Raw genomic sequence first — 8,360 nt, forward strand, 5'->3', positions numbered from 1 at the left:
CCGAGCAGGATGGACGGACCATGGCACGCCAGGACCTGAACGAAGCGCTCCTCGAAACCTCGTTCCTCTACGGCGGCAACGCCACCTATATTGAGGAGCTGCAGGCGGCCTACGCGCGCAACCCGGCCTCCGTCGATCCCGAGTGGCAGAACTTCTTCAAGGCGCTCGGCGAGGACGAGACGCTGGTGGAGAAGAACGCCGCCGGCGCCTCCTGGACCAAGCCCAACTGGCCGGTGCCGCTGAACGGCGAGATCGTCTCGGCACTCGACGGCAACTGGGCGGCCCTGGAGAAGGGCCTCGGCGACAAGATTCTGGCGCGTGATGCCAAGCCCGGCAAGCCCGTGGACGGCGCCGCGGTCGTGGCCAAGACCGGCGTCTCGGTCGAGCAGGCCACCAAGGATTCCGTCCGCGCGATCATGCTGATCCGCTCCTACCGCATGCGCGGCCACCTGCATGCCAAGCTCGATCCGCTGGGGCTGGCGCCGCGCGGCGACCACGAGGAGCTGCATCCGCAGCATTACGGCTTCACCGAAGCCGACTGGGACCGCCCGATCTTCCTCGACAACGTGCTCGGCCTGGAATTCGGCACGATCCGCGAGATCGTGGACATCCTGGAGCGGACCTACTGCCAGACGCTCGGCGTCGAGTTCATGCACATCTCGGACCCGGCTGAGAAGGCGTGGCTGCAGGAGCGCATCGAGGGCAAGGACAAGGAGATCTCCTTCACGCCGGAAGGGCGCCGGGCGATCCTGAACAAGCTGATCGAGGCGGAGGGCTTCGAGAAGTTTCTCGACCTCAAATATACCGGCACCAAGCGCTTCGGCCTCGACGGCGGCGAGGCGATGATCCCGGCTCTCGAACAGATCATCAAGCGCGGCGGCGCGCTCGGCGTCCGCGAGATCGTGCTCGGCATGGCCCATCGCGGCCGGCTGAACGTTCTGACGAACGTGATGGCCAAGCCCTTCCGGGCGGTCTTCCACGAGTTCAAGGGCGGCTCGGCCTCGCCGGCCGAGGTCGAGGGCTCGGGCGACGTGAAGTACCATCTCGGCGCGTCCTCCGACCGCGCCTTCGACGGCAACAACGTCCACCTCTCGCTCACCGCCAACCCCTCGCACCTGGAGATCGTCGATCCCGTCGTGCTGGGGAAGGTGCGCGCCAAGCAGGACCAGTGGGCCAAGCCCAATGTCGAGCGCCGCACGGTGCTGCCGCTGCTCATCCACGGCGACGCGGCCTTCGCCGGCCAGGGCGTGGTGGCCGAGTGCCTCGGCCTGTCCGGCCTCAAGGGCCACCGCACCGGCGGCTCGGTGCACTTCATCATCAACAACCAGATCGGCTTCACCACCGATCCGCGCTTCTCGCGCTCTTCGCCCTACCCGTCCGACGTGGCGAAGATGGTCGAGGCGCCGATCTTCCACTGCAACGGCGACGATCCGGAGGCGGTGACCTTCGCGGCCAAGGTCGCGGTCGAGTACCGCCAGAAGTTCGGCAAGCCGGTCGTGATCGACATGCTCTGCTACCGCCGCTTCGGGCACAACGAGGGCGACGAGCCGGCCTTCACCCAGCCGAAGATGTACCAGCGCATCCGCAAGCACCCGACCGCGCTGGAGAGCTACGGCCGCAAGCTCGTCGAGAACGGCACCCTGAGCCAGGAGGCGCTCGACGCCCGCAAGGCCGAGTTCCGCGAGATGCTCGACAGCGAGCTCGACATCGCCACGAACTACAAGGCCAACAAGGCCGACTGGCTCGACGGGCGCTGGTCCGGCTTCAAGGCCGTGCACGAGGACGTGGACGATCCCCGCCGCGGCCGCACCGCCGTGCCGGCCGAGACGCTGCGCGAGATCGGGCAGCGGATCACGCAGTCGCCCCCCGGCTTCCACCTGCACCGCACGATCCAGCGCTTCCTCGACAACCGTGCCAAGGCGGTGGAGACGGGCGTCGGCATCGACTGGGCGACCGCCGAGGCGCTGGCCTTCGGCTCGATCCTGCTCGACGGCAACCGGGTCCGCCTCTCGGGCCAGGATGTCGAGCGCGGCACCTTCTCGCAGCGTCACGCCGTGGTGATCGATCAGGAGAACGAGCAGCGCTACACGCCGCTGAACTCGATCCGCGAGGGCCAGGCGAATATCGAGATCATCAATTCGATGCTCTCCGAGGAGGCGGTGCTCGGCTTCGAGTACGGCTACTCGCTGGCCGAGCCCAACGCCCTGGTGCTCTGGGAGGCGCAGTTCGGCGACTTCGCCAACGGCGCGCAGGTCGTCATCGACCAGTTCATCGCCTCCGGCGAGCGCAAGTGGCTGCGCATGTCGGGCCTCGTGATGCTGCTGCCGCACGGCTACGAGGGCCAGGGACCGGAGCACTCCTCCGCCCGCCTCGAGCGCTACCTGCAGGGCTGCGCCGAGGACAACATGCAGGTCGCCAACTGCACGACGCCGGCCAACTACTTCCACATCCTGCGCCGGCAGCTGAAGCGCGACTTCCGCAAGCCCCTCATCCTGATGACGCCGAAGTCGCTGCTGCGCCACAAGCGGGCGGTCTCGCCCCTCGACATGCTCAGCGACGGCTCGACCTTCCACCGCATCCTGTGGGACGACGCGGAGCACGAGGGCAGCGAGATCAAGCTCGTGCGCGACGACAAGATCCGCCGCGTCGTGCTCTGCTCGGGCAAGGTCTATTACGACCTTCTGGAGGAGCGCGAGAAGCGGGGGCTCAACGACATCTACCTCCTGCGCGTCGAGCAGCTCTACCCGTTCCCGCTCAAGGCGCTCGCCACCGAGATGGCCCGGTTCCGCAACGCCGAGGTGATCTGGTGCCAGGAGGAGCCCAAGAACATGGGCGCCTGGAGCTTCGTCGAGCCCTATCTCGAATGGGTGCTGGGCCAGGCCAACGCCTCGGTGAAGCGTCCGCGCTATGTCGGCCGCCCGGCCTCGGCCTCGACCGCGGTCGGCCTGATGTCGAAGCATCAGGCCCAGCTCCAGGCCTTCCTCAACGAGGCACTGGCGGTCTGACCGTTACGAAGAGCCTCACGGCGATGGCCTACTTCCTCCTGCGCCTCGCGCCGCCGCGTCCGGCCTTCCCGTTCGACGCGACGGAGGCCGAGAAGGCCCTGTTCTCGGAGCATGCGGCCTACTGGCTGGAGCGGGCCGCCGCGGGAGAGGCCATCGCGGTCGGGCCCGTCTTCGAGGTCGGGGGCGCCTGGGGCCTCGCCCTCGTCGAGGCGGAGGACGAGGCCCGAGCCCAGGAACTCGGCGCCGCCGATCCCGTCATCGAGGCGCAGGCGGGCTTCGCCTACACCGTCTCGCCCGTTCCATCCCTGATCCTGCGGCGCCCGTAAGCCGCGGCCCGATAGCCAGAGGAGGCCCCCGCGCGGGGCAGTGAGAGCATGGCAACCGACATCCTCGTCCCGACGCTCGGTGAATCCGTGAGCGAGGCCACGATCGGCCGCTGGTTCAAGAAGCCCGGCGACACGGTCACCGCCGACGAGCCCCTGGTGGAGCTCGAGACCGACAAGGTGACGCTGGAGGTGAATGCCCCCGCGGCCGGCCAGCTCGGCGAGATCCTGGTGAAGGACGGCGAGACCGTCGAGCCCGGCGCCATCCTCGGCTCGATCGTCGAGGCGGGCGCCGGCGGCGCCAAGAGTGAAACGAAGAGCGAGGCCAAGCCGGCGCCGAAGCAGGCTGCCGAGACCAAGGCCGAGAGCCGCAGCGAGGCGCCCAAGCAATCCTCGGCGAGCTACGGCAGCCACGGCGACGCGGCTCCGCCGAGCCGCCCGGTCGGCGATAACGGCCCGGCGGTGGCCAAGCTCGCCCGCGAATCCGGCATCGACCCGGCGGGCGTGAACGGCAGCGGCAAGGACGGCCGCGTCACCAAGGGCGACATGCTCGGCGCCATCGCCAAGGGCGGCTCGGCCGGCGCGTCGCAGCCCGCCCAGAAGGAGGCCCGCCCGACCCTGCCGCGCGCGCCCTCCGCGCCGGACGATGCCGCGCGCGAGGAGCGCGTGCGCATGACGAAGCTGCGCCAGACCATCGCGCGCCGCCTCAAGGACGCGCAGGACACCGCGGCGATGCTGACGACGTTCAACGACGTCGACATGTCGGCCGTGATGGCGATGCGCACGCAGTACAAGGACGTGTTCGAGAAGAAGCACGGCACGAAGCTCGGCTTCATGGGCTTCTTCACCAAGGCGGTGATCGGCGCCCTCAAGGACGTGCCGGCGGTCAACGCCGAGATCGACGGACAGGACCTCGTCTACAAGAACTATTACCACATCGGCATCGCCGTCGGCACCGACAAGGGCCTCGTCGTGCCGGTGGTGCGGGACGCCGACGACCTCTCGATCGCCGGCATCGAGAAGACGATCGCCGGCTTCGGCAAGAAGGCCCGCGACGGCAAGCTCTCCATCGAGGAGATGCAGGGCGGCACCTTCACCATCACCAACGGCGGCATCTACGGCTCGCTGATGTCGACGCCGATCCTCAACGCGCCGCAATCGGGCATCCTCGGCATGCACCGCATCGAGGAGCGGCCGGTGGTGCGGGGCGGCAAGATCGAGGCGCGGCCGATGATGTACCTCGCCCTCTCCTACGACCACCGCATCGTGGACGGGAAGGAGGCCGTGACCTTCCTGGTTCGGGTGAAGGAGGCCCTGGAGGATCCGGCGCGCCTCGTCCTGGACCTCTGAGCAACGCGAAGGCCGCGCCATGCCCGAGATCGCCGACAAGGTCGCCGTCGTCACCGGCGGCAGCCGCGGCATCGGCCGCGCCGTCGCGCTTCTGGCGGCCCGGCGCGGCTGGCGGGTCTGCCTGAGCTACGTCTCGGACGCGGCCTCCGCGGAGCGCGTGGTCGCCGCGATCGCGGCCGAGGGCGGCCAGGCCTGCGCGGTGCGGGCCGATGTCGGCGCGGAGGCGGAGGTCGTCGCGCTGTTCGCGGCGGCCGACCGGCTCGGCACGGGGGCGGGCCTCGTCAACAATGCCGGCGTGGTCGATGTCGCCGCCCGGGTCGAGGCGATGGAGGCGGAGCGCCTCCACCGGATGATGCGCGTGAACGTGGTCGGCAGCCTGCTCTGCGCCCGCGAGGCGGTGCGGCGGATGTCGACCCGCAACGGCGGCCGGGGCGGGGCGATCGTCAACCTCTCCTCCGTGGCGGCCCGGCTCGGCGGGGCCGGGCAATATGTCGACTACGCCGCCGCGAAGGGGGCGATCGACACCGCCACCCTCGGCCTCGCCCGCGAGGTCGCCGAGGAGGGCATCCGCGTCAACGCGGTGGCGCCCGGCATCATCGACACCGAGATCCATGCGAGCGGCGGCCAGCCCGACCGGGCTTGGGCGCTGGCGCCGCAGATCCCGATGAAGCGGCCCGGGACGGCGGAGGAGGTCGCCGCGCCCATCGTCTGGCTGCTCTCCGACGAGGCCGCCTACACCACGGGCGCCGTCCTGCAAGTCACCGGGGGCCGCTGAGGTGCGGCCCCGCCAGGATCGCCCCGCGGACCGGGGCATCGCCGAACAACGGTTAGGAACGAACGGACCATGAGCGCTTACGATCTCGTCGTCATCGGCACCGGCCCCGGGGGCTATGTCTGCGCCATCCGCGCGGCCCAGCTCGGCCTGCGGACCGCGGTGGTCGAGAAGCGGGCGACCCATGGCGGCACCTGCCTCAATGTCGGCTGCATCCCGTCCAAGGCCCTGCTCCACGCCTCGGAGGCCTTCGAGGAGGCCAACCATCACTTCGCCGATCTCGGCATCGAGGTGAGCGGGGTGAAGCTCGATCTGAAGAAGATGATGGGCTTCAAGGACGAGGGCGTCGCCGGCAACACCAAGGGCGTCGAGTTCCTGCTGAAGAAGAACAAGGTCGACAGCTACCAGGGCACCGGCCGCATCGCCGGCGCGGGCCGGGTCGAGGTCGTCTCCGAGGACGGCGGCAACCGGATGCTGGAGACGAAGAACATCGTCATCGCCACGGGCTCGGACGTCGCCGCGCTGCCCGGCGTCGCGATCGACGAGCGGATCGTGGTCTCCTCCACCGGCGCCCTCGCGCTCGGCGCGGTCCCGAAGAAGCTCCTCGTCATCGGCGCGGGCGTGATCGGGCTCGAGCTCGGCTCGGTCTGGCGGCGGCTCGGCGCCGAGGTCACCGTGGTCGAGTATCTCGACCGGGTGCTGCCGGGGATGGACGGCGAGGTCGGCAAGCAGTTCCAGCGCATCCTGACCAAGCAGGGCCTCGCCTTCCGGCTGTCCACCAAGGTCACCGGCGTCGAGGTGGCCAAGAAGGGCGCCAAGGTCACCGTGGAGCCGGCGGCCGGCGGCCAGGCCGAGGTGCTGGAGGCCGACGTGGTGCTCGTCGCCATCGGCCGCGTGCCCTACACGGCCGGGCTCGGCCTGGAGACCGTCGGCGTGCAGATGGACAACAAGGGCCGGATCCAGACCGATTCGCACTTCGCCACGAACGTGACCGGCATCTACGCCATCGGCGACGTGATCGCCGGTCCGATGCTCGCCCACAAGGCCGAGGACGAGGGCGTCGCCGTGGCCGAGATCCTGGCGGGCCAGTCGGGCCACGTGAATTACGGGGTGATCCCGAACGTGGTCTACACCTTCCCGGAGGTCGCCTCGGTCGGCAAGACCGAGGAGGAGCTGAAGAAGGACGGCATCGCCTACAATGCCGGCAAGTTCCCCTTCACGGCGAACGGCCGCGCCAAGGCCAACGGCACCACGGACGGCTTCGTGAAGATCCTGGCGGATGCGGCCAGCGACCGGGTGCTCGGCGTGCACATCGTCGGCGCGGATGCCGGCAACCTGATCGCCGAGGTGGCGGTGGCGATGGAGTTCGGCGCGAGCTCCGAGGACATCGCCCGCACCTGCCACGCGCATCCGACCCTCACCGAAGCCGTCAAGGAAGCCGCCCTCGCGGTCGCCAAGCGCGCCATCCACGTCTGAGCGCGATCCACGGCTGAGCGCCATCCGGCGCCGGCCGGCCACCGCGCCGGAGCCGGGCCCCCACATGGTTTCGGCTCCGCGCGTCTTGTGACGCCGGAGGCCTGGCTGGAGGGAGACGCGGGACGCCGCGGAACCCAAACTCATGTGCGTACGGATACCGAGTTCCCCGGCGTCCCGCGGACGAGGGGGCGGGGATCCGCCGGCCTCGTCCGTCTATGCGTCGCGGTCTCTTGCTCACCTGCATCGACCCCGATCGTGGCGGACTGCGTAGCGCCGTTGCCCGGCTCGCCCAGCCTCACCCCGGCAGACTTGAAGCGTCGTGCACCGGACCTCGTATTGGGCCCGGCATCGGTTCCAACGACCTGTGCAGGCCGGACTATCGGGGCTGTCCCGTTGTTGATCCGGGCTGGCGCCGAGAACGGCCCTGTGTCGCGCAGAGGCGCCCGGGGCGCCGGCTGACCGGCCGGCGACGCGGGAACCGCCGCGCTGTCCTGGCACGGGCCGTGGTCATGCGGCCCGGGCTCCCTGCGCGCGGCGCGGCGGGTTGCAGGACCCGTCGCGCCGCGGGACAGCACGTGGCTGGGATGTACGTGTTTTGTTCTCGTCTGTCAAGCTTTTTGTCTTAAGGAAGGCCTTTTCGCCCTGCCGCGATGCCCTCCCTCCCCCCTCTGCGGGGGAGGGTGCCGAGCGAATGCGAGGCGGGAGAGGGGAACCCGGCTGCCGGAAGAAGCCCAGCGTCAATGCCGAGCGCGATCCGGCCGCGTCGCACCCCTCTCCCGACCCGCTTCGCGGGCCACCCTCCCCCGCAGAGGGGGGAGGGAGCGCGCGCTTCTAGCGGTCCACCGTTGTCCGGATCAGGCGCGGGCCCCCGCGCCCGGTCCTTTCGGTGGCGAGGCGCTCCGCCCGCCGCGATCCGTCTGTCCTACGAGATCAGATCGAGCTTGGCCGCCTCGATGCCGCTCGCGCGGAGCGTGTCGGGCAGGGCCGAGAAATCCCGGTATCCGGCCTCGCGCGCCATGGCGTCGAGGGCCGTCTGCTCGTCGTCGGCCGAGCCGGTCCAGAGAACCGCGCCGCTCGACTTCTGCCTGATCTGGAAGATGCTCATGACCCGCGTCCCGAAATTCAATTCGCTTGTGCGACCATAACGTTCGCGCGCGATCCGGGTTGCAGGCGGTGCGCGATGTCGCATTTCGGCACCAAGTCTGACCTGTGCGGCCATTGGACCGCGCGGCGCCGTAACTCCGCCGCACGGTCCGGTGTACACTCGGTCGCATCCCGATCGCCGGCCCTGCTCCGCGCACCGGGTGCCGTCTTCGCGCCCGTGAGGCCCGCCGTGTCCGACCGTTCCCGCCGCCTCCTCCTGGGCGCCGCCTGCGCCGCCCTCCTCGCGGCCGCGCCGGCCCGCGCCGTCGAGCCGGCCGGGGTGCCGGATGC

The 8,360-nt window shown here is 70.1% G+C and carries 6 protein-coding genes; 5 read left to right on the forward strand and 1 reads right to left on the reverse strand.

The genetic code is table 11. From position 1 onward, the window contains the following. The first annotated feature begins 20 nt into the window (after positions 1–20). From MET9862_RS08245 to lpdA, 5 genes are all read left to right on the forward strand, one after another. Positions 21–3,005 (forward strand): 2-oxoglutarate dehydrogenase E1 component, encoded by a 2,985-nt coding sequence (locus MET9862_RS08245; protein WP_142582550.1) that lies wholly within the window; start codon positions 21–23, stop codon positions 3,003–3,005. A gap of 23 nt (positions 3,006–3,028) precedes the next feature. Beyond that, positions 3,029–3,331 carry a YciI family protein gene (locus MET9862_RS08250; RefSeq protein ID WP_142582551.1) on the forward strand — a complete coding sequence of 101 codons (303 nt, stop codon included), beginning with the start codon at positions 3,029–3,031 and terminating at the stop codon, positions 3,329–3,331. Positions 3,332–3,379: 48 nt separating this feature from the next. Continuing rightward, on the forward strand, positions 3,380–4,678 hold the full coding sequence (gene odhB / locus MET9862_RS08255; protein WP_142582552.1) for a 2-oxoglutarate dehydrogenase complex dihydrolipoyllysine-residue succinyltransferase: 1,299 nt from the start codon (positions 3,380–3,382) through the stop codon (positions 4,676–4,678). Between the two features lie 19 nt (positions 4,679–4,697). Beyond that, entirely contained in the window at positions 4,698–5,453 is a 756-nt protein-coding gene (locus MET9862_RS08260) for an SDR family oxidoreductase (RefSeq protein ID WP_142582553.1), read from the forward strand. A 69-nt stretch (positions 5,454–5,522) separates the two neighbouring features. Next, the gene (lpdA, locus tag MET9862_RS08265) at positions 5,523–6,926 is read left to right on the forward strand and encodes a dihydrolipoyl dehydrogenase (RefSeq protein WP_142582554.1); all 1,404 of its coding nucleotides are present in this window, start codon (positions 5,523–5,525) and stop codon (positions 6,924–6,926) included. 922 nt (positions 6,927–7,848) lie between these two features. Here the strand turns inward: lpdA and MET9862_RS08270 are convergent. Further along, on the reverse strand, positions 7,849–8,031 hold the full coding sequence (locus MET9862_RS08270; protein WP_142582555.1) for a hypothetical protein: 183 nt from the start codon (positions 8,029–8,031) through the stop codon (positions 7,849–7,851). Between the last annotated feature and the right edge of the window lie 329 nt (positions 8,032–8,360).

The organism is Methylobacterium symbioticum, from assembly GCF_902141845.1.
GTDB classification, from domain to species: domain Bacteria; phylum Pseudomonadota; class Alphaproteobacteria; order Rhizobiales; family Beijerinckiaceae; genus Methylobacterium; species Methylobacterium symbioticum.

Coding starts and splice junctions, on each gene's coding strand:
- MET9862_RS08250 (WP_142582551.1), top strand. CDS start 3,029: ATGGCCTACTTCCTCCTGCGCCTCGCGCCGCCGCGTCCGGCCTTCCCG.
- MET9862_RS08270 (WP_142582555.1), bottom strand. CDS start 8,031: ATGAGCATCTTCCAGATCAGGCAGAAGTCGAGCGGCGCGGTTCTCTGG.
- lpdA (WP_142582554.1), top strand. CDS start 5,523: ATGAGCGCTTACGATCTCGTCGTCATCGGCACCGGCCCCGGGGGCTAT.
- MET9862_RS08260 (WP_142582553.1), top strand. CDS start 4,698: ATGCCCGAGATCGCCGACAAGGTCGCCGTCGTCACCGGCGGCAGCCGC.
- MET9862_RS08245 (WP_142582550.1), top strand. CDS start 21: ATGGCACGCCAGGACCTGAACGAAGCGCTCCTCGAAACCTCGTTCCTC.
- odhB (WP_142582552.1), top strand. CDS start 3,380: ATGGCAACCGACATCCTCGTCCCGACGCTCGGTGAATCCGTGAGCGAG.